Source organism: Umboniibacter marinipuniceus, assembly GCF_003688415.1.
Lineage (GTDB): Bacteria > Pseudomonadota > Gammaproteobacteria > Pseudomonadales > DSM-25080 > Umboniibacter > Umboniibacter marinipuniceus.
This window is the reverse complement of the sequence record NZ_REFJ01000001.1, coordinates 617,688-637,226: the sequence shown is the minus strand read 5'-3', so window position 1 is coordinate 637,226 and position 19,539 is coordinate 617,688. Positions and strand designations below refer to the sequence as shown.

Genomic DNA, 19,539 nt, shown 5'->3' with positions numbered 1-19,539 from the left:
TCAGATAAGTCGTCGTTACCGTAATAGTAAGCGAGTAACCCTGTGACCAAACTGATTACGCACGCTATCCCCGCGCCGACGCAAAATTTGTTAACACTAAATCGCCACTTCGACTTCATAAACGCAGACCCTGCATAAAATCACGATGCTCCACTACGCCAAGTTCCTAATATACCGACAACTCGGAAAACTCGAGCAACCGTAAAACTGACGCCCCGCATAGTCGCCCTTCGTTGCCGTGCGTAACACCAATGGGCTATCGCACTTCGGGCACTCCATCGAGTCATCATTTGTACTCGGAGCTTCAGTTGAAATCGGCTTATCTTCAACCTTCGGCGAAGCGGCGGAAGACTCTCCCGCGTTGCTGTACTCGGCATCACCCGCTGCTTTCACAGAGCCCGACTGAGCCTGTTTCATCCAGGCAACCAACGCTGCGCCGTTTATTAGGTCAATGGGCTTATCGCGAGCGAAGTCTTGCGCCTGCTGGGTAAACACGCCCGATGTTACGATGGTGGTACTCAGTGCATGCTCTGCCACCATGACTCCGTACATCTCGCGAATAATGGGCACGCCTACCTTGTACTGCTGCCAATGCTTGCACTGCACTAAATGCAGGGCGCCGTCTTTGCGCAGTTTCATATCGATACCGCCGTCGGCACCTACCCCGTCGTTCTCGATGACCGCATAACCTTTACGACGGAAAACTTCAGCTACCAACAGCTCAAAATCGCGCCAAGACAAACTCCGAATAGTACTAATACCCTGTTGGGTATCTAGCAAACGACGCTTTCGTGCTCGAATAACGGGACCCACTAACGCCGGCATCAACAGTGTGAGACCGAAAACCCAGGCAACTTGAGAAAATGACCGAGCCACCACATCAAAGATTTGATTGTCGAAACTTATTAGCGGCAGCGCGAATTTCAAAAAGCAATACACCAACGAGGCAACAATGACACTTACCCACCACGGGAAGCTCGCGAGAATATCATAGACGCCTAGGTCCTTCCGTTTTGCCATTTCCTACATCCTTATTACTAGTGGCTCCATAAGCTCTTAGCTTTACGAGTTATGGGTGAGTGGTCAACTGTTTTATTGACGCGAACTCCTACCTCAATTTTAGTTTTTGCGATAATGTAACGGCAGAAATTAAAAATATAATAGCAAACAAAAACAACTAAGCAGCAAGGCGTTCAACCCATGACAACAGCTACTACTTCCGATCTAACTCCAAACGCCGCACCAACGACTGAAACAACCACACCTAAACCAACACCAGAATGGATTGCCGGCTTCTGGCGACGAGTTTTAGGGTACGTTATTGATGTGTCGATTTTGGCTTTCGTTGGCTTCTTACTGGGTTCGTTGTTCGAAAGCATTTTTATCGAGCTAGGAGGTTGGGCACGACTGGTCGGCTTTGGCGTTGGCATTGCTTACTTCGGTGTGTTGAACAGTCGAATCGGCGGTGGAAAAACCTTAGGAAAACGTCTACTCGGTATCGTTGTTGTTGATCGAAACAACCAGCTAATCGGGCTCGGCCGCTCGATGGCACGCTACAGCATTCTTGCGGTACCTTTTTTGCTTAATGGCGCCCCGATTTCAATGGAATTATTAATGTCGGTAGCGGTCTACCCACTCTCAATCCTGCTTTTTGGCGGCATTTTCGTTATCACCTATCTGATCATATTTAATCGCCGCACTAGGCAGTCGTTACACGACGTTATTACCGGCACCTACGTGGTAAAATCCGATGCAAAATACGAAGCACCTCGAGCAGTATGGAATGGGCACTGGGTTGTTACGGGGCTACTTGTGGTACTTGCCGCATTAGCACCGGTGTTAAGCGAGAAACTGCTCGAACAACAGCCCTTTCAAGAGTTATTAGCGGCACAGCTCGCCCTTTCTGAAGAAGCTGACGTCATCCAAGTCGGAGTCACCATCGGCACAAACACCATCTGGCGAGACGGGGATTCCCATAACCTCAACTACGTTAGCGCCACAGCTCAAATCGGCCAGGATTCGGTTGACGACCGAGAACGTGCCAAAGAAATCGCTAAATTGGTAATGCAAACCTACCCTAACGCCGTAAACCAAGACGTTATCAACGTAACTTTTGTACACGGATACGACATAGGTATTTGGTCTAAGTCGAGCACTCATTCGCATGATTTCCTATTGAGTGAGCTCTCAGACGGGATGTTGTAACTAAGTTAGCGCTAGCCACGACAACTCCCCCAGCGAGCGCATAGCACGAGTCGTCTGGGGGCTCGACCTGGCAAGGCGAGCCACCACAACCGCCCAACTATTCAACCGAACCTCGGTGTTGTCGAAACTTCGCTGATCTGGCAACCTATTTAACAACAAACCGATCAAACCCAACAGATAATTCAAGGCCCATGAATGAAACATATCTTCTTATGCGCGATGCTATTAGCCATGCCCGCGAAGGCAGAGCCGCCGTCAATTCCACAGTCGCTTTGGGGCACTTGGGACCGTCACTGCAATGAAGGCGAAAGAAGTACCGACGCTCTGGCAGGTATTAAAAAACACGTTATTCACGGCTACGGCGCAAGAAAGCACGTTACCGCAGTAGAGTGGCTAGCCGAAAATGTCATCAAGATCGATTATGAGTTTACCTTCGATGGCAATCACTACACTGGTAGCCATCAATGGGAGATACGAAACGGCATGCTAGTTAGCATTCATCCTCGAACCGGTGAAGAATTTATACTAATCAGATGCTCACTACCGAGCGATTAATTCCTCGTGATTGACATTGATGAGCGATTTCGGCTTCAGCGAGTGAATTAGCACCTACCCAAAAAGGTAGTTTTACGCTACATTAGTTGCCTAATCACCAAGCAAGGATAGCGCGTGAGTACTCCATCAGACATCAGTCTACTTACCGAAAAGCTAAGAGCTTTCCGCGACGAGCGCGATTGGGCTCAGTTCCACGATGCGAAAAACCTCGCCCTTGCGCTCTCCATTGAAGCCGCCGAGCTGAATGAACTGTTCTTGTGGAAGAACTCCGACGACGACATCGCCAGCATTGATCGCGAAAAGCTCAGCGACGAACTCGCCGACGTATTGACCTTCGCCCTACTGCTGGCCGATAAACTCAAGCTAGACCCTAAAACCATCATCGAAAACAAAATCCTTAAGAACGAAGCCAAGTACCCCGCCGAGCTGGTGAAGGGTTCGGCTAAGAAGTACAACGAGTACTAGTCGATGATCGTTTACAGCCAAAGCAAAGCTCAGTTTGTAACCGACGCATCCAGTGATGCCATTGCCAATATCGTTGAAGAGAAGGTTCTGCAGCGATTAGGCACGAAAGTTGCCAAAAATGAGCTACTTTCGTGGAAGAATTCACTCACCCATATGGGCAATGTGTTAAACCATGCCAGCATTCCTGATGATGCCGGCGTGGCCATTGAGTACAACATTCCGCTTACCTCGAAGCGGATTGATTTGGTGCTGACCGGTGAAAACCAAAACCAACAAAGCACCGCCGTTATTATCGAACTAAAACAATGGAGCGAGGTAGAAAGCACCCCGCTCGACGGCATTGTAAAAACCTACTTAGGTGGCGGTTTACGAACAACCAACCACCCGTCGTATCAGGCATGGAGTTACGCCGCGCATATCGAAGACTACAACGCCACCGTGCGCCAAATGAACGCCAAACTCGTGCCCTGTGCGCACCTACACAACTTAACCAACCGCGATGCCATCAACGACCCGTGCTACAGCGATCATGTGCTGAAAGCCCCCGTGTTCATTAAAAGTGATTTCGCGAAGCTACAAAAATTCCTCGCCGAGCATATCCGCTACGGTGACAAAACCGATCTGATGTATCGCATTGAACACGGCAAGATTAAGCCGTCGAAGAATCTAGCCGATTCATTGGCATCGATGATCAGCGGCAATCAAGAGTTCATCTTACTCGACGACCAGAAGGTCTGTTACGAAGAGGTACTGCAAGCCCTAACTACCGCCACCCAAAAACCACACAAACAGGTAGTGGTAATTAAAGGCGGCCCCGGCACCGGAAAGTCAGTACTCGCTATCAATTTACTCGTTGAGGCCACGAAGCGACAAGCCGTGGCGCAATACATTTCTCGTAACTCTGCCCCACGGGAAGTGTTCAAATCCAAACTCACGGGTACTTTGAAGAAAACCAACATCGACAATTTGTTCAAAGGTTCGGGCAGCTACGTTAATTCAGACGAAAACTTCTTCGACCTACTGCTGGTAGACGAAGCCCACCGCTTAAACGAAAAGTCGGGCATGTTCCAAAACCTGGGCGAAAACCAAATTAAAGAAATCATCAGCGCCGCCAAGTGCTCGGTGTTTTTCATTGATGAAGCGCAGCGCATTCACATAAAAGACATCGGCTCGGTAGATGCCATCAAACAATGGGCTAGCCTTCTTAACGCAGAAGTGATTGAGCTCGATCTTAAGTCGCAGTTCCGCTGTAACGGTTCCGACGCCTACTTAGCGTGGCTCGACAACACACTGAATATTCGAGAAACCGCCAATATTAAGCTTGATACAGAAGAGTTCGACCTACAGGTGCTCGACTCACCCGATGAACTAGAGCACATCATTAAAGCCAAGAACCTCATCAACAACAAAGCCCGCATAGTGGCGGGCTACTGCTGGAATTGGACCAGCAAGAAAGACCCAAAAGCCTACGACATTGCATTCGAGGGTTTTGAGTTTAAAGCACGCTGGAACCTAGCCGACTATGGCATGCATTGGATCATTCACGAAGAATCGGTTAGCGAAGTGGGCTGTATTCATACATGTCAGGGCTTAGAGCTCGATTACGTGGGCGTGATTATCGGCCCCGATTTAATCATTCGCGATGGCGAAGTAATCACCAATGGCCTAGCACGATCGAGCCAAGACCAAACCCTAAAGGGCTTTAAAAAGCTGCTCAAAGAAAACCCGACACTGGCACACCAACGCGCCGACGAAATCATTAAGAACACCTACCGCACTCTACTCACGCGAGGTCAAAAAGGCGCGTATGTATACAGCGAAGATGCCGAAACACGCGCGTACTTTAAAACGGCATTAGCGCAGAAGTTTAAGCGCAGTGAGCTGCCGCCCGTGATTAAAAAAGAGATCGTGGATACCGTGCGTGGTGACGCAAGTAAGGTGGCGGAGTGTGCTGCGAAGTATGGCGTTGAAGTGGACGAGATAAGGGGTTGGGTCGCGAAGGCTGAGGCGGCGATGTTGGCGAGTTTGGAGTGATTTTAAAATGACCATGCAGCGTTAGTCGTGGAGTATGTTGTTAAAAGGAAGACTCTTGCAAAGTCTGTTTTACGGATTAGCTAGAAACGCTTCCGTATAATTAATTAGTTAGCTGCTCCATCGTAGCATTGTGCTTAAATTGAATATACAAAAGGAAATATAAGATTGGAAAATGTGTCAAACAACCAGATGATTATCGTAGTTGGGGTGGTTGCCATTTGGTTGCTTAGTTTATTCTTTGAACAGTCTAGGTATTTTCATAGAAAGCTTTTCAGAAAAGTTCTTTATGAAAATACAGTAGTCAGGACTATAAGAAACAGGTTTTTACAAGTATTCTTGCCAGGTTTTACAGGTGCATATTTCATTACATTAGATGTATGGGGAGAGCAATGGGATATAATAAAAAACCACACAGATAAGCATGAAGTCGCATTTTCAATCTTAATTGTTGTTTCATTGCTAGCTTTACTAATCCGAGGCATTGCGGATTGGTATGAAGAGCAATCTGGGGATGCTTACAAAAAGTTTCTTGAAGGCTTTACATTGCTTACCACAAGGGTGGTACAAAAAAAGTTAGATAGATTTAAAGACGAATCTGGGAAGTTAAAGCCAAACGGAAATACTTTCAAACAGATCACTCAACCTAAAGAGCAGATAAACTTAATTTTAGGTGAAATTGAATCGCTATTACTAAATAACTTTTCCCTTAAACGTAATCAAATCTGCATAACAATAATGCACAATGATCCCCAAAGTGACACTTGGTATTACGAATACGAGACTAATCGAAGTTGGAAGCACACAAAAGCGATCAAGCTGATCGAAGGGAAGTCTGCTGCCGCTGAGTGTCTTTCGATTGGAGAGCCTGTTTTCCACGCATGTAAAAGACAAGCCCACAAAAAGGGAAAATACTACTTGTCCGAAAGGGATGGTCGTACCGGAGATGGTAGTGTTTTTTGCTATCCAGCTTTCACTGTTAACAGTGATTATAGAGATAACTACATTATTTCAATTGTAACTTACGGTCGTAGGCTATGTGACCCTTTGGATGAACAGCAATCAGAAGCAATATCAGAAATTTTTTCGGATATTTGCCGAAGAATAGATTTAGAACTTACACTAAACTCAATTAAGAAGTGGCAGTATGAGTTTCACACAAACAAATCTAGGAGTGTGGCATGAATCAAGTCATAAACTTTATTGTAAAAATATTTAATAACGATATAAGTGATAGAGAGTTGCAGTTAAAGAATGACCGAGAATATGTAATTCAATTTGCAACTTCTATCAAGAAAGCTCGCAAAGACATACAGGTACGAGATTACTCAGTTAGTCGAGAAGAGCAGCTAACAAGCAAATCCAGCGGACTAGCTAAAGCTAGCCGCTGATTTGGGCGTTACGTGCACAGGAGAGTTCATGGATTACTTTGAAGGATTAATAAAAACATTGCTGGAGCACGACGGGTACTGGGTTAAACAGTCTTTTAAAGTAAACCTTACTAAGCAAGAAAAGCGTGATATTGGTAAGCACTCAATTCCACGACCAGAAGTTGACATTCTTGCCTTTAAACAAGAAAAAAATGAGATCATTGCCTTCGAGGCCAAGTCACACCTCGACTCTCCAGGCGTCAAATTGAGCGAGCTATAGAGCTTCAGCAGAAACACGAAATTCCCGAAGGTAGGTATAAGCTATTCACTTGCGATAACTATCGAAACATTGTTTTTTCACGTATGAAGCAGGACTTAATTGACTTAGGAATGGGTACAAATGAAACAGAAATTACTCTAGGATTAGCCGCGGGCAATGTATATCAATCTAAGTCCAAAGAAATACGTGAATTCTTAAATTCAAAAGGGTGGCATTTCTTGTCGCCAGAGGATATCCGCGAGAAAGTAACTGACTTGGCCTCAAAGGGCTATGAAAATGAGCCTTCAATCATCACTGCTAAGATACTTATGCGGTGATGCAGGTAACGAGTTAATCAACCACGTCCTTAAGGCACCGGGGTTATTTGGTCCCTTCCCTAAAATAAGACAGACTTAATAAGAAATTAATTATCGAATAGGGACCGACAATGCCTCCTCGTATACTTTTTCAACCTCGGCAAACTGAGTTGCGCCCTCAAGGCGCGATAACGTTGTAAGTTTCATTGAATTTTTCATTGGCCGATGTGGAACATTGGTTACCGGTGTCTGTAGCAAGAGCGGCTTGCCTAGTTCGAATAAATAGTACAAATCAGCTGAGTCTGACTGTTTACCTGCTTGATCCTCGGTAATGGTATAACGAGGTACGAGCGACGCTCGTTTCACCGGCCAAAGTTTGTCAATTTTCTTGGTTGAGCTTTGCATCTCTGAAGTCGTTGCCAACGCTAAATACCTAATCTCCTCTGCGATGTGCTGCTTGAACTTGTTAAGAAATGTGCTTTTCGGAAGGTGATACCACTCTGCTGTGCCTTGCTCAAATTTTTCAAAATAGCCTTTATCTCGGCCACGTTGTCCACTCAAAGACGCTGACATAGTTAGATCAGGATAAAGTACTTGTCGCATGCCGTAATACGGTATGCGTGCAGCCTCTTGTACATAGAGTTTTTCAGCCAGACTGGCCAACGGATAATTTATCTTATTGCCTCGCCCTATCGCCGTACTCGGAGCTCTTCCAATCTGAGCTTGCAAGAACTCTAACAACCACTGGTGGCCAGAATACCCGCTCTCATCCTGGCTCGGTAGTAATGCAAATGCGCCAATACCCACTTCTTCTATTGCGGTTGCGTAAGGATTAGGTGTTATGGATTGATCAAAAAATCCGGGGTATAAAGCGAACGCTCCAAAAACAGGACGGCTTTTCTTACTAGGTTGTCCTACAATGGAACCTGAAGCAGAATGCGGCACGCGTGGCTCTGATAAACGTATCAGCGCATCACGATAACGGTGCATTTGGTTAATGGCATCATCTGGGACGTAATCGGTACCTTCAATATCTTCATCACTATCATCAAAGCGACTTCTATCGGTTTTAATACGGTACTTGGCATCAAACAGCCAAACAAACTGCCTTTGTTCCGATGAACCTACAGCTGAGCTCGCGTCTTTTGGCAAAGTGACTTCCAAAACGATATCCGGCTCTTGGTTAACTAAGTAGGAACGAATGGTTTTACCTTTTTTGGTAAATTTAGGCTCGTGCGCCAACCTAGCAGTGACGCCATCACTTCGTTTAAAACTAAAAGCGCCGGCAAAACCATCCTTTAGCTGGTACTCAAAAAAATCATTCTGAGCAAGCTTCGTCGCGTTGTTTTCCACCATCTCAAAGCCAAGGTCGTGCTCTAAAATCTGTTTCAAACACAAAAAGCACCACACTTCGTAAATCTCAGCCACCGATTTAATCGAAATACTCGATTGATTACCAAGCACATCTAAATAAAATTTCAGCTCTTGCCAAACACGATAGGCCGCGCTGTAACCTGTTTTTTGCTGCAGAACTAACGACTCGCTGCTTAACCCAGAGTACGCACCAACCTCTTTTAGAAAACTTTGGCCCAACACTTTTTGCAGCGGTTGCTGCCAACTATGAAGTTCGCTCAGAAATGAATCCGACAACCGTTGCCGCTCTGGCGATTCATTAGTTTCCCTAAGCTTTTGCTCGAACGCTGCTAATTGCCGTTTGCTTTTACTCACCGCCATTTTGATAAAACGGTTTTCTGGGGTGTCGACACTCAGCTGCTTTTTCTCGATCGAGTAGCGCTTATCGTACTGGCCGTTCGCAAAGTCTTGCTTCACTCGCTCGGCTAATTTATGTGACAAACGACCTTTTAACTTGGCGGCCTTTATCTGGGCCACCGTGGGTTGTAAGCGACTATGAGGCGCGGCACAAATCACCTTTAAACCTTGCTCAAAGCGCTCCCTTAATGAGGCAAAATTCGCCAACCACATGAGTGGAAAATTCCCGCGTTGTTGGCTAGCCGCAGCGTCTTGCTGTGTTTTCTCTACTAAACTAAAGCGCCAAAGTGGGTAAACTCTGTCGATGGTTTCGTACATAGCAGGCAAGTCTTGGTGCATTGCCATTTTGGTTGGTAGTACTTCAAACGCTATGTGTTGGGTTTGCGTTTCTCCATTCAACTCAAAAGTAACTGGTAAACTTAACCACCCCACATCGTTGCCAGTATTGATGGTACCGGTTAAACGCGCACTTAATCCGTCTTCACTAGATGTAAAGATAAATGAATCACAAACCGACTTAGAGCGATGATTTAGTCTCGCGCGTTGAGCGTCTTGCAGAAATATCCACTCAATCTGATAAAGCGTATTCTCAAAAAATATAGGAGTATCTATATTCACTTGATCGCAATGATTTAGATCTTCCACTGCGCGCAAAAGCGAACACGCCCCATCGCAAAAACCTCTTGGTGCTTCGCTTAGTTTTAGTGCAGGCTCAACTCTAATAAATACTTCAGAGCCTCCAGAACGGCGTGTGTGCATTGTTCTATTGAAAGTTTGGCTTTTATTTTCAATAGACTTCGATTTGACGGTGAATAAAAATTCGTCTGTTTTAAGCCTTAATAACTCCGGCATCTATTCACCCTCCCCTAGCCAATTGTTTAAGGCCAGAAACTGGTAAACGTGGCACTAGCTAATCGATCACTCATCCACTCCAACTTTGCTTTCGAACGGCAAGTTATGCGAAGTACGTTTTCCTCATCCGTAGCACCATCGGCCACGATTTTCTCGCGATATAAGTCGGGGCGCCAATTCACCTCGTCCGTTTCAGATGTTTCCCAAATCAGAGCTAACTGAGTAGCTAGCACAGTATTAAGCTCTTCCAATAAACCCTTACCATCTGATGTGGTGAGCTTGTCGGTATCACCTTCTATACGCGGTAAAACTTTACACATCATAAAGTCATCCCACACGGCTTTTAGGGCCGCATCATCTTGTGGTTGACTACTGGCAACAGCCAGAAGGAGTTCATTTAAAGCACGGAATGCCAATTCAAAGGGTGTGTTTTTAAGCACTGCATTGACAGCCGATAAAAACACCACCGTTTTTGTACCATCAGTGTCGAAGGTATTGGCTAAGTCTGCTTTATTAGCATTTGACCAAATGGGATAACTTAGACGCTTATTACAACTAGTCGGAGTGAAAAAGTCGTTATAATCGTTCGGGAAAAAGGCACCGAAATCAAAGCTCAGCGCACGATCAATTACTTTTCGTGAGAAGCCATGTGTGGTTTCATCCATATTTACCGTGCCAGCGACAAGCAGGTTAAACGGTATACCTAAACCATACAGGCAAATATGCCCCCACAGCTCATCGTATTGTGTACCTTTAAAGCCTAGCGCTTCGCGTAGCTTTTCTTTATCAGCGACCTCGTTGATAGTGGCAGGTTTTAATAAGGCATCACTGCCGTAGGTGAAGCTCTCGTCGGTCCAACGCCATTCGCGGGTTTCCATTACCGATAAATAGTCAGCGAAATACTGTTCAACGGGGGCAAGATTCATTTCGTCCAAGCACAACCAATAAGGCAATACCCTATTTAATTCATTCCGTTCGCCTGCCACTACTAAACGCTTACCTTGGCCCTCTCTCTCCTGTACTTCAACGGCTAAGCCGCTATCAGTAATGGCACGCCAAGCTTTGGCGATAAACTGCAATACATCGGTGGTAATGTATTCAGCAGCGCCATTTAGGCGCGATATGTAACCAAGTAAATCACTCGGCTCATTCCAGTCGGGTCGTACAGAAGTTAAACAATAGGTTTCAGTAAATTTGCCTGAAGCTTTTGCTTGCTCACGTACAAAGCGGGTTTTACCCGTGCCTGAGATACCAGCGAGTAGGAGAAATGGTTTGGATAAGGTCGTAAATGAACTCGAATACTCTTCATCCAAGAATTCAGCTAGCTTTTTGCAAGCGGCACTATACATTCGATTACCACTTTCATCAGCTTGCATCCATTCAGCTACCTGCTCAAGTTCACCTAAAGCGGCTAATACTTGTTCAGAGTTTAATTGATAAAAACTACGTACATTGGCAGTGATATTACTTGTGAACTTATCGCAGTAGGCGATTCCGGATCCAGAATACGATGATGCGGTTGCTTCAGACAAACCTTTACTTAACATCCATAAGCTAAATTTCTCTTTTATCGCATTAACAATCACATCAAGTTTAACGCTTGGCCTTGCGTATTCAGAAGACAAGTCGAATTTCTCTATAAAGTCAAAGTCATAAATTGATATTATCTTTTTTATTTCCCTAGCTGCATACAAGGTCTGCCCAAAAGGCCCAGCACTCAAATCTCCGGCTTTTTTCTTTACAAAAGTACCATCGAATTTGATGGTTAATGCTTCTTGTGTCCCCCCATAATTACTTAAAAAATCAGCTGCTGTTACGTTGCTGGGTTGATTGAATTCTGATTCATCGAGATCTACTATGAATAGTGACTCTAAAATATCGTTTGGAATTAAACTGGCTTTGGATTCAAGCTCGACAAAGCTGTCTCGCCAAAAAAGTGACTGCATAACTTTATTTGCCGAAACTTTATTTCCTTTGAGAAAGTGATCTCTGACTTGATCAACCCAGTCATTTGTGAGTAATGCAAACCAGTACCTAGCTGAGTACGACGACGGTGCATTAGATAAGTAGAAAGCATCATCCGCAAGCTTTGAAAACCGATTCATATCTGACTTTAGATAAGAACCATTTCTCTTTCTCTCTACGACACATATCAAAAACAACACTAATCCCATAAAGGTCTCGGGCTGTCTTATGTTTTGTTCAACATAGGTTCTTGCGTCTTGGATTTTAGATAAAGACAAGTACGCCATAATAATCAGTCCTTAATTTTTATAATATTCCCAATAATTGCTTGGACAACGTTTAGAGTCACGGAGTTACCTAGTTGCTTATATGCTTGAGCTTTGGAAACTCTAAAATGAAATTCATCAGGAAAGCCTTGGAGACGCAACGATTCTGTTACAGATAGCTTTCGTTGAATATCCCATAATTTCGGGACTCGATTGGCAATAATAGTAGGCGCATACGTTTCTAAGCTAGCGTAAAACGCTTCTTGTATCTGAGTTTTTGCAACGTCTCCAACATGAAACCTAAGAGCGCCATCAGGCTTCAAAAATGAAAATACTCCATGTCTTCCTTTCTTCGTATGAGGTTCATACATTGAGTTGTCATGCTGAACTCTTTCCTGTTTTTCATAATTATCAAAATGATACTTAATTCTATTTTTCTCAAAATTCGTAATTGATAAAGACTCATCATCATCGCTTAAGTCGACTATGTCTTTAAGTTTAGTTTTTCTATCTTTAAAGTCTGGAAATGAAAAATCAGTAATACCGAGATCCTTTCGAATAGCTACGCAGTACCACCTTTCTCGATATTGCGGCACACCATAATCGTAGCTATTCAGAATAGTCCAATGAGGGACATAACCTGCTTCATCTAACGCTTTAAGCGCTATAAACATAGTCTCCCCGTTGTTATGGGATTTAAAACCTTTCACGTTCTCTAAAAGTGCAAACTTTGGTTTTTTTTGCTCCAATATTCTAAGAACATCAAAAAATAATGTGCCTCTCGTTTTATCCTCAAAACCTTCACAGCGCCCTGAATAGCTGAATGGTTGACAGGGGAATCCCGCTAATAAAAGATCGTGATCTGGAATGTTCTTTTCCCGAATGTTTGTTATGTCACCAAATGGGTACTCGCCATGGTTACATGAATAGGTATTTTGAGCGAACGTATCGAACTCCGAAGAAAATACACAAGCCCCACCGTTAGATTGAGCGCCTAATCTGATCCCACCTATTCCCGCAAATAGGTCGATAAAACGAAATTTAGTATCAAATTCAGGCTTCAAATTTAAGCCACCGAAAACATCGTCAAAGAATGTGTCTCGCTTTGTATATAAACCATTATGTTGTAACTGAGTTATTACACTTTTCTTTAGCTGTGCTGGTTTGCAGACATCAGGATTACAGTAAAACTGGCTATCAGTCGCAATGGCGTGCAGCCATTGATCAACTACTGCTGCGACGTTACTGGCTTGTGGCACATGCTCTAGTGCTAAAGGTTTAATAATTTCTTCCGCTTGCAGAAGGATGTCGTTCTTATTTCTCATCATTAACTACTATTAAAAAATTTTGATGGTTGACTGTAGGGCGAAGCATGTTTTTTGTACTTTGCATTTCAACTAAGTTGTACTTGCTCAATGTTTTCAATGTTCTCGACACATTACTAACCGCTCTGCCTGTAAGCGTGGCCAGCTCAGTTACCGACTGCGGCTGTTTCTCAGCAATTATTTTTAACAACTGTCGGTTTTCTCTCGACAGCACATTGGCCACCGATTTCAGCGAATCGAACCAGATATCGATGGGATAATCTGGGTCGGGGCTTTGTCCCTTAATCCCGATTACACAGCGCGATTGTTTAGCGTTTTTCATTGAGTAACTCGTATTGCTTGCTCGAATTATTTGCTTGCTCGCTACTCTCTAAATTCCCTTCCGATGCTCAAAGTGACAAAGCAACAGAGCGAGTGTAAAACAGCGTTTGCTCATTCGAAACAACTGTATGCCTATACATGCCTTCCATATCTTATCAACAACTGATAATAGCGCAAGGATATTTTTCGCCTAGGAAGACAATAAGCCGCGTTTTCATAGGTCACGCTACACGCACTTTAGCCGTATTGTTCGCCTTAGGCTTTAAACTTCTATTGGCTGTCGGTACGCTATGAGCCTACAATCCCACGCTATTTTATTCGCGCTGCTAGCCATCCTTGCCACACTAAAATAACCTGCAAACAACGTAGATATCAAATCCATTACACCCACTCCCTCACCAACAACCGATCCTTCACTCCTCGAACCTGAACCGTCATGGCTTCATACACCTCATCAAAGCTATTCACTTCACCACTTAACCCCGGCAGCGCCATCGCACTTTGAATCATAAAAGTCGATTTGGTTGAGCTGTTATCCCAGGCATCCTGCCACCAGCTGATCACTTGGGCCTTTGCCTTAATGAGCTTAGCCTGACTCGGCACCTTATCGCTCTTACTCAGGTTCTCCTTGGCGGTGGTTGGAAGTAAATTCCAAAGATCATTACTGGGCCAGTGAGCAAAAGGAACACAATGGTCCATATGGTAGTTATCGCTTACTAACTTACCACTCCATACCGATCGGAGATCGTAGCCGTCTTTACGCAATTCGTCGGCGCGTTTTCGTGCCTGAGAGGTATCGTGGTCAGCATCAATCCAAGCCAAGGCGGCGCGGTAGTGTTCCTGGCTGAGTTGTCGTTTAGCGTTAAGCGGGTAGCTTTGCATGAGGGCCACCCATTGATTAACAATCAGCGGTTCAATCCAGCTGCCGAATACCTTAAAGCACTGCCAGAGGGATTCATCCAAGATGAACTCACCAAAGCTTTCGAAGTAGGTTTTATCAAGCACCACTGAATCGGCCTTTCTAACGGAGCGGCGATTCACTTCAAACAGGTAGTTGGTCTTTTCCTTGTGCCACAGGTGCTTAACGGGCATCTCTTTAATAGTTTTTGCGCTGTCACTGAGTAAGGAGCTAATTGCTTTGGCTTCTTCTGCCAGAAAAACTCCCCCAATGTGTAGGTCATCCGCCTGAAGATGGCCTAGAGTACGCCAACCTTCCTTCACAAAACCCAAACCTCGGCTGGTATTCGTGGCCTGTTGAATACCCCAATGGCACGGATCAACCTCGTTGGCATTCACTGGTTTTTGAATGGGGAACTGTAAGAGCTTTTTGTACTGTTTCGCCCAGTACAACGCCACCAAGCCCAGCGGAATAGCTACCCTGCCGTCTGACTTATCTACCACGCAACCCGCATGGGTATCAGCAATACGAACTAGTGATCTGAGTAAGGCCAGCTTATAGGTAGCGGACTTACTGTCGTTCACCAATGCATGACGGACCTTAAGTAGCTCACCTGAGCCGTCGTCCGGTAGTTGCAACACCACCGTCTCCCACCACACATTACCGCGCTTTAGCTGATCCCCATCTGTGCCTACGTGCTTAACCAGCATACCGTGGTGTTTGGCAAAGGCCTCCAGCTCGCTAACGCTTACCCCATGGGTAGTTCTGCCATCAGTGAACTCACCATGACGAAGCGTAATCACTAACTTACCGTTGGGTGCTAAGAGGTTAGTGAGCTTACGAAAAGCACGCTGACGTTCACCCTTGGGAATGTGCATCCACACGGCACTAACAAGAATGAGATCGAAGCGCAGTCCAAGCTGATGAGTTGTGGCCAAACCAGGTAAGGCATCATCCAGCCAAGTTACGTGGGTAGTGGAATTGAGGTATTGCGTGTATTGCTTACCAATTGCGCGCATCGCCTGCGCTGGTTCTACGGCATACACTTCAGCGCCAAGCTCGGCCAACCATTTGGCATCGCGACCGGTACCCGCACCAACGTCCAGCGCGGTAATAGGCTGGTCTTGTGTTGGCCAGTAGTCCTTCCAGCTGTCGTGAACCGAGGGCGCCGCAATCGCATTGTATTGCGCCGCCAGCTCTTCGGCTTGGCTTTCGTAGAAATCGGTCAAACTACGTCAATTCCCTTTTTAGGTAGTTTTTGGTGTTAAGTTCAGTTTGGCACAGATCTCCCAAGATTGAACTGGTTTTAATGGAGCCGTGATATGGCCGTTGTATAAGACAACCTGCTACTGCTCGTGAACATCCATTGATTTAGGAGTGGGAATGAGGCCAATAAAGCGAGCTAAGCTCAGCAACGTCATAAACAAACCAATCATTGCCTGACCTATAACCAGTGAATATGCGAGAACACCAAGCGGGGTGACGTTGTAGTAGCCGAAGCTTGTCATCACCACAAAGCTTGTGTAAACAGCACCTAACACGCTCTCATGAGAACCCTCCACCGCGAATGAAAACATCCCTTGAAAGACAATATATTGCGCCGCGAACCAGAAAATAATTTCGAAATAGTTCTGCATGAGCAAAATAACAATGCGGCGGTAACCTTTTAGCGCATATTCTTTAGAGGCTTTGGTTGCGCGATATTCATCGAAGAGCAGCACGTTGGTTTGATAAACCACCACTTCGAAAACACGTATTAGCGCATAAATAGATATTGCGATGCCAGCCGTCCGATTCTCGATGTACAACACCGCTGGAACTGCTGCAATTGATAGAAAGACATGGCCTAGGGCCCAGACCTCGGAAAAGAACCCCGTTCGAGCTTTTGGAAATATCTTCCTCACCAAGGTGAATAACGATAATTTACCAAGCGCGCTAAATACCAAGGCCCAAAAGTCGACAATGAAAGAATCATTTTTCTTTAGGCGATCCATCTTTAGCGAAAAACTCGAAGCGCCGACCACGCTTTTCGAATTATTTTTCTTCATTATGCGCTCCATGCATAAATTGTCGTTACGGCGCTAGCTATTACTTATTAAGTAAATCTAACCTAAACCTACCCATTTGTGTAGGGGGTACAGCCCGCACGCTCAATACACTCTCAACGCTCATCCATCCGCCCAACTTGACACCAAGCGCTCAACACCGAATAGTCATGTTTAAACATCATAATAACAACAGAATAAGCGCGCCTTCCGTAGGCAAGCATGACAGAGAATATTCGATGACAGCCACCACACCCCCAGTATCATCACGCCTATTCAAGTTACTGCGGTGGCCACTGGCGGCCATCGCTACGCTGGCGCTGTCAGCGCTATTGCTCAGCATTTACATAAAAGACGGCTTGGGTAATACAGCCATTATGAACGGCAACTGGGCCACCCATATGAACATCGGCTCGGAAGAAGCCGGCCCAAGACTGAAAGCCTTGGTTGCTATTGCCGGCTTACTGGCATCCACCCGCGAAGACTCCATCTATTATTCGCTGAAATCACTCAACGGTGAGCCGCTTAAACTAAATTGCCGCTATACCATCACCGGCGATGACTATGATGCAGATTGGTGGAGCATTACCGCCTACGGCTGGGACTTCTATCTCATCCCCAATGAACAAAAGCGCTACTCATTCAACAATGAGAACCTTATTCGCAATGCCAATAACTCTTGGGAAATTACCGTTAGCGCAGCGGCCGCCGAGGGCAATTGGCTACCTATAGGTCCGTCTGGAGGGAGGGCCGAGGATAAGTCCGTGGATAACGATTTTGATCTACTGCTTAGGCTCTACACCCCCGGTGATGACTACCTGCAGCGCCCAGAGTCTGCCTCGCTTCCTCACGTTAAGTTGGAGGGTTGCGCATGATGTATCTACGTTGGATAGTAGCCATCCTGGCACTGGGTTGGTTAGGGCAATTCCCGCTGGCGATGCTAGTACCCCACCTCATCATGGAACGTCTTTATAGCAAAGCTGGCGAAACCATGAGCTACAACACCCTGCATGTTCGCGCCAAGCCCGACGAAAACTTTCGCACTATTGTGCGGCCAAGTCCCGATCTGCTGTACGCATTGTGCATTTATGACCTTGATGAGGGCCCCATTACCATCCGCGCCGAAGTACCGGAGCGCTATTGGTCAATGCAGTTCTATCAAATGGACACCAGCAACTTTGCCGGCCTGACTAACCAGCGTGAACAGCGTTTCCGCATTGGCACTCAGGTTAATGTCACCTTGGTTGGACCTAACAGTAATGTGCACAGCCAAGCGGGCGAAGTGATTCAATCGCCTACCTCTAGAGGGGTTATGTTATTGCGAGTGTCGGCTATTGGTGATGACGAGAATGCCGCAGCCGCCTTGGCAAATAGTAGCTGTGAGGTGGAGGTTTAGGGCCATAATTTGCGAGGTCACCGTCCCATACCGTGGGAAGTGACCACTTTAACCCATACCTCTAGTCTACGGAGCCTCCGACCACTTGCACTAAGTGCTCGGTCGGGGAACCTATACCGCCTGCAATCCCAAATGCTTCACAAACGGCTCGAAATCGCGATCAGAAAATAACAGCGGTACGCCATACTCAATACAATACGTGGCGATAATGACGTCATTTGATTTTCGAACCGTTATTCCTTTCTTGCGGAGATAGCGAAAATTCTCGGAAGCCTTAAGCGCTAATCGGTAATTCAGAAACTCATGTTGCGCTAGTTGCAGCAGACGCTCACGCGCAAGGTTATAGTGACGGTCGTTATTAAACCCTTGAAGAATTTCGAGGAGAATCAGGTCGCCCATCGCCACCACATCATGATCAAGCCTTCGATCTAATTCGTTAACTTGAGGTGAACTTACCCCGTTAAAGTAATCAACCCAAACGCTGGTATCAACAAATATCATTCGGCGCTGCGGAGTTCATTTAGGTCACCCTGCCAATCAAGCTTCCCACGGAGGGATTTGATTGACTGTTGCTGGCGTTGGCGCACGATGAGTTTTAACGCTTCCTCAACCACCTCGCGCTTAGTGCGCAGACCGGTTGCTTTTAGCGCGTTGGCCATGAGTTGATCGTCGATAACAATGTTAGTTCGCATAACCCCAGCCTATACACATAAATTATTAGTTTATACACATTGTAGTTGGATTTAGTGCGCTGAGCAATCACACGAAATAATGGGAAATTGGGCGTTGGGCTTTGCCGCGGGGTTCAATCTATCAATCGGTCCCGACCACGCATGCAGTGCGCGCGTGGAGGTCAATTGGCTGCCTATCGGTCCGTCTGGAGGGAGGGTCGAGGATGAGGGGTTATGTTATTGCGAGTGTCGGCTATTGGTGATGACGAGAATGCCGCAGCCGCCTTGGCGAATAGTAGCTGTGAGGTAGGGGAATTACCTCACAGTTAATAGGTGGGACTCAACGAGCGCTATTCACTTCAATCCAATAGCCGTCGGGGTCTTGAATGAATACCTGCTGCACACCGTCGGCTCGTTGATTAATTCTGCCCTCTTCGCCCGGCCAATCGGAGTAAACAATGCCGTTGGCATCTAGGCGATCGATAAAGGCGTCGAAGTTGGTGGCGGTCAGCGCAAAGTGAACCGCCTTGTTTACCTTAACTTCGTCATTTAACAACGAAATTAGGTGCAATTCTCGGCCATCGAAAAAACGGAACCATCGAATGCCCGCTATCTGTGTTCGATTATTGATTTCCTCAAGCCCTAGTATGTTGTGGTAAAACTCGGCGGAGGCATCGACATCAGCCACCGATAATGCCACGTGATCTAGCTGGAACTCGGGCGCGGGCTCTGCACGGGTGTTTAAACTCGTTAAGATGGTTACTAGGCTAAGCAACAGCGCGACGAGTGATTTGGTCAATCGAAATGCTTTCATGTAAGTGCCTTATA

Annotated in this window: 19 protein-coding genes; 9 read left to right on the top strand and 10 right to left on the bottom strand. The window is 45.9% G+C overall.

Annotated features, from left to right (window positions below; genetic code table 11):
- Positions 1-153: 153 nt before the first annotated feature.
- A complete protein-coding gene (locus tag DFR27_RS02930; RefSeq protein ID WP_121875950.1) occupies positions 154-1,020 on the bottom strand; it encodes a restriction endonuclease in 867 nt (288 codons plus the stop codon).
- A gap of 180 nt (positions 1,021-1,200) precedes the next feature.
- On the opposite strand from DFR27_RS02930, the gene DFR27_RS02920 reads away from it, so the two are divergent.
- The 7 genes from DFR27_RS02920 (at position 1,201) to DFR27_RS12635 (ending at position 6,906) form a co-directional block, all read left to right on the top strand.
- Entirely contained in the window at positions 1,201-2,205 is a 1,005-nt protein-coding gene (locus tag DFR27_RS02920) for an RDD family protein (protein WP_121875949.1), read from the top strand.
- Positions 2,206-2,400: 195 nt separating this feature from the next.
- Positions 2,401-2,760, top strand: coding sequence for a hypothetical protein (locus tag DFR27_RS02915; RefSeq protein WP_121875948.1), 360 nt, complete (start codon positions 2,401-2,403; stop codon positions 2,758-2,760).
- A gap of 114 nt (positions 2,761-2,874) precedes the next feature.
- On the top strand, positions 2,875-3,225 hold the full coding sequence (locus DFR27_RS02910; RefSeq protein ID WP_121875947.1) for a nucleotide pyrophosphohydrolase: 351 nt from the start codon (positions 2,875-2,877) through the stop codon (positions 3,223-3,225).
- Between the two features lie 3 nt (positions 3,226-3,228).
- On the top strand, positions 3,229-5,259 hold the full coding sequence (locus DFR27_RS02905) for a DUF2075 domain-containing protein (protein WP_121875946.1): 2,031 nt from the start codon (positions 3,229-3,231) through the stop codon (positions 5,257-5,259).
- Positions 5,260-5,424: 165 nt separating this feature from the next.
- Positions 5,425-6,441 carry a hypothetical protein gene (locus DFR27_RS02900; protein WP_147434504.1) on the top strand — a complete coding sequence of 339 codons (1,017 nt, stop codon included), beginning with the start codon at positions 5,425-5,427 and terminating at the stop codon, positions 6,439-6,441.
- Positions 6,438-6,647, top strand: a complete 210-nt coding sequence (locus tag DFR27_RS02895; protein WP_105216139.1) for a hypothetical protein — start codon at positions 6,438-6,440, stop codon at positions 6,645-6,647. Before DFR27_RS02900 ends, DFR27_RS02895 begins: the two co-directional genes overlap by 4 nt.
- Before the next feature lie 28 nt (positions 6,648-6,675).
- Positions 6,676-6,906: a hypothetical protein gene (locus tag DFR27_RS12635; protein WP_211327542.1), complete on the top strand. Its 231-nt coding sequence runs from the start codon at positions 6,676-6,678 to the stop codon at positions 6,904-6,906.
- A 407-nt stretch (positions 6,907-7,313) separates the two neighbouring features.
- Here the strand turns inward: DFR27_RS12635 and DFR27_RS02885 are convergent, their stop codons facing one another.
- From DFR27_RS02885 to DFR27_RS02860, 6 genes are all read right to left on the bottom strand, one after another.
- The gene (locus DFR27_RS02885; protein WP_121875944.1) at positions 7,314-9,824 is read right to left on the bottom strand and encodes a restriction endonuclease-like protein; all 2,511 of its coding nucleotides are present in this window, start codon (positions 9,822-9,824) and stop codon (positions 7,314-7,316) included.
- A 26-nt stretch (positions 9,825-9,850) separates the two neighbouring features.
- Entirely contained in the window at positions 9,851-12,076 is a 2,226-nt protein-coding gene (locus DFR27_RS12630; RefSeq protein ID WP_211327541.1) for an McrB family protein, read from the bottom strand.
- A 5-nt stretch (positions 12,077-12,081) separates the two neighbouring features.
- Complete coding sequence (locus tag DFR27_RS02875) at positions 12,082-13,383, bottom strand: DNA cytosine methyltransferase (RefSeq protein ID WP_245962589.1); 1,302 nt, start codon at positions 13,381-13,383, stop codon at positions 12,082-12,084.
- Positions 13,370-13,702: an HVO_A0114 family putative DNA-binding protein gene (locus DFR27_RS02870; protein WP_121875942.1), complete on the bottom strand. Its 333-nt coding sequence runs from the start codon at positions 13,700-13,702 to the stop codon at positions 13,370-13,372. Before DFR27_RS02870 ends, DFR27_RS02875 begins: the two co-directional genes overlap by 14 nt.
- A 380-nt stretch (positions 13,703-14,082) precedes the next feature.
- On the bottom strand, positions 14,083-15,828 hold the full coding sequence (locus DFR27_RS02865; protein WP_211327540.1) for a methyltransferase: 1,746 nt from the start codon (positions 15,826-15,828) through the stop codon (positions 14,083-14,085).
- A gap of 117 nt (positions 15,829-15,945) precedes the next feature.
- Complete coding sequence (locus DFR27_RS02860; RefSeq protein ID WP_245962588.1) at positions 15,946-16,647, bottom strand: hypothetical protein; 702 nt, start codon at positions 16,645-16,647, stop codon at positions 15,946-15,948.
- A 236-nt stretch (positions 16,648-16,883) separates the two neighbouring features.
- Here DFR27_RS02860 and DFR27_RS02855 point away from each other — a divergent pair, with 236 nt between their 5' ends.
- A complete protein-coding gene (locus DFR27_RS02855; RefSeq protein ID WP_170150760.1) occupies positions 16,884-17,519 on the top strand; it encodes a DUF1214 domain-containing protein in 636 nt (211 codons plus the stop codon).
- Entirely contained in the window at positions 17,516-18,040 is a 525-nt protein-coding gene (locus DFR27_RS02850; RefSeq protein WP_121875940.1) for a DUF1254 domain-containing protein, read from the top strand. Before DFR27_RS02855 ends, DFR27_RS02850 begins: the two co-directional genes overlap by 4 nt.
- A gap of 111 nt (positions 18,041-18,151) precedes the next feature.
- Here DFR27_RS02850 and vapC read toward each other — a convergent pair whose 3' ends face one another.
- The 3 genes from vapC to DFR27_RS02835 form a co-directional block, all read right to left on the bottom strand.
- On the bottom strand, positions 18,152-18,541 hold the full coding sequence (gene vapC, locus DFR27_RS02845; protein WP_121875939.1) for a type II toxin-antitoxin system VapC family toxin: 390 nt from the start codon (positions 18,539-18,541) through the stop codon (positions 18,152-18,154).
- Complete coding sequence (locus tag DFR27_RS02840; protein WP_121875938.1) at positions 18,538-18,732, bottom strand: type II toxin-antitoxin system VapB family antitoxin; 195 nt, start codon at positions 18,730-18,732, stop codon at positions 18,538-18,540. Before DFR27_RS02840 ends, vapC begins: the two co-directional genes overlap by 4 nt.
- A 319-nt stretch (positions 18,733-19,051) precedes the next feature.
- A complete protein-coding gene (locus tag DFR27_RS02835; protein ID WP_121875937.1) occupies positions 19,052-19,525 on the bottom strand; it encodes a VOC family protein in 474 nt (157 codons plus the stop codon).
- Positions 19,526-19,539 lie beyond the last annotated feature (14 nt).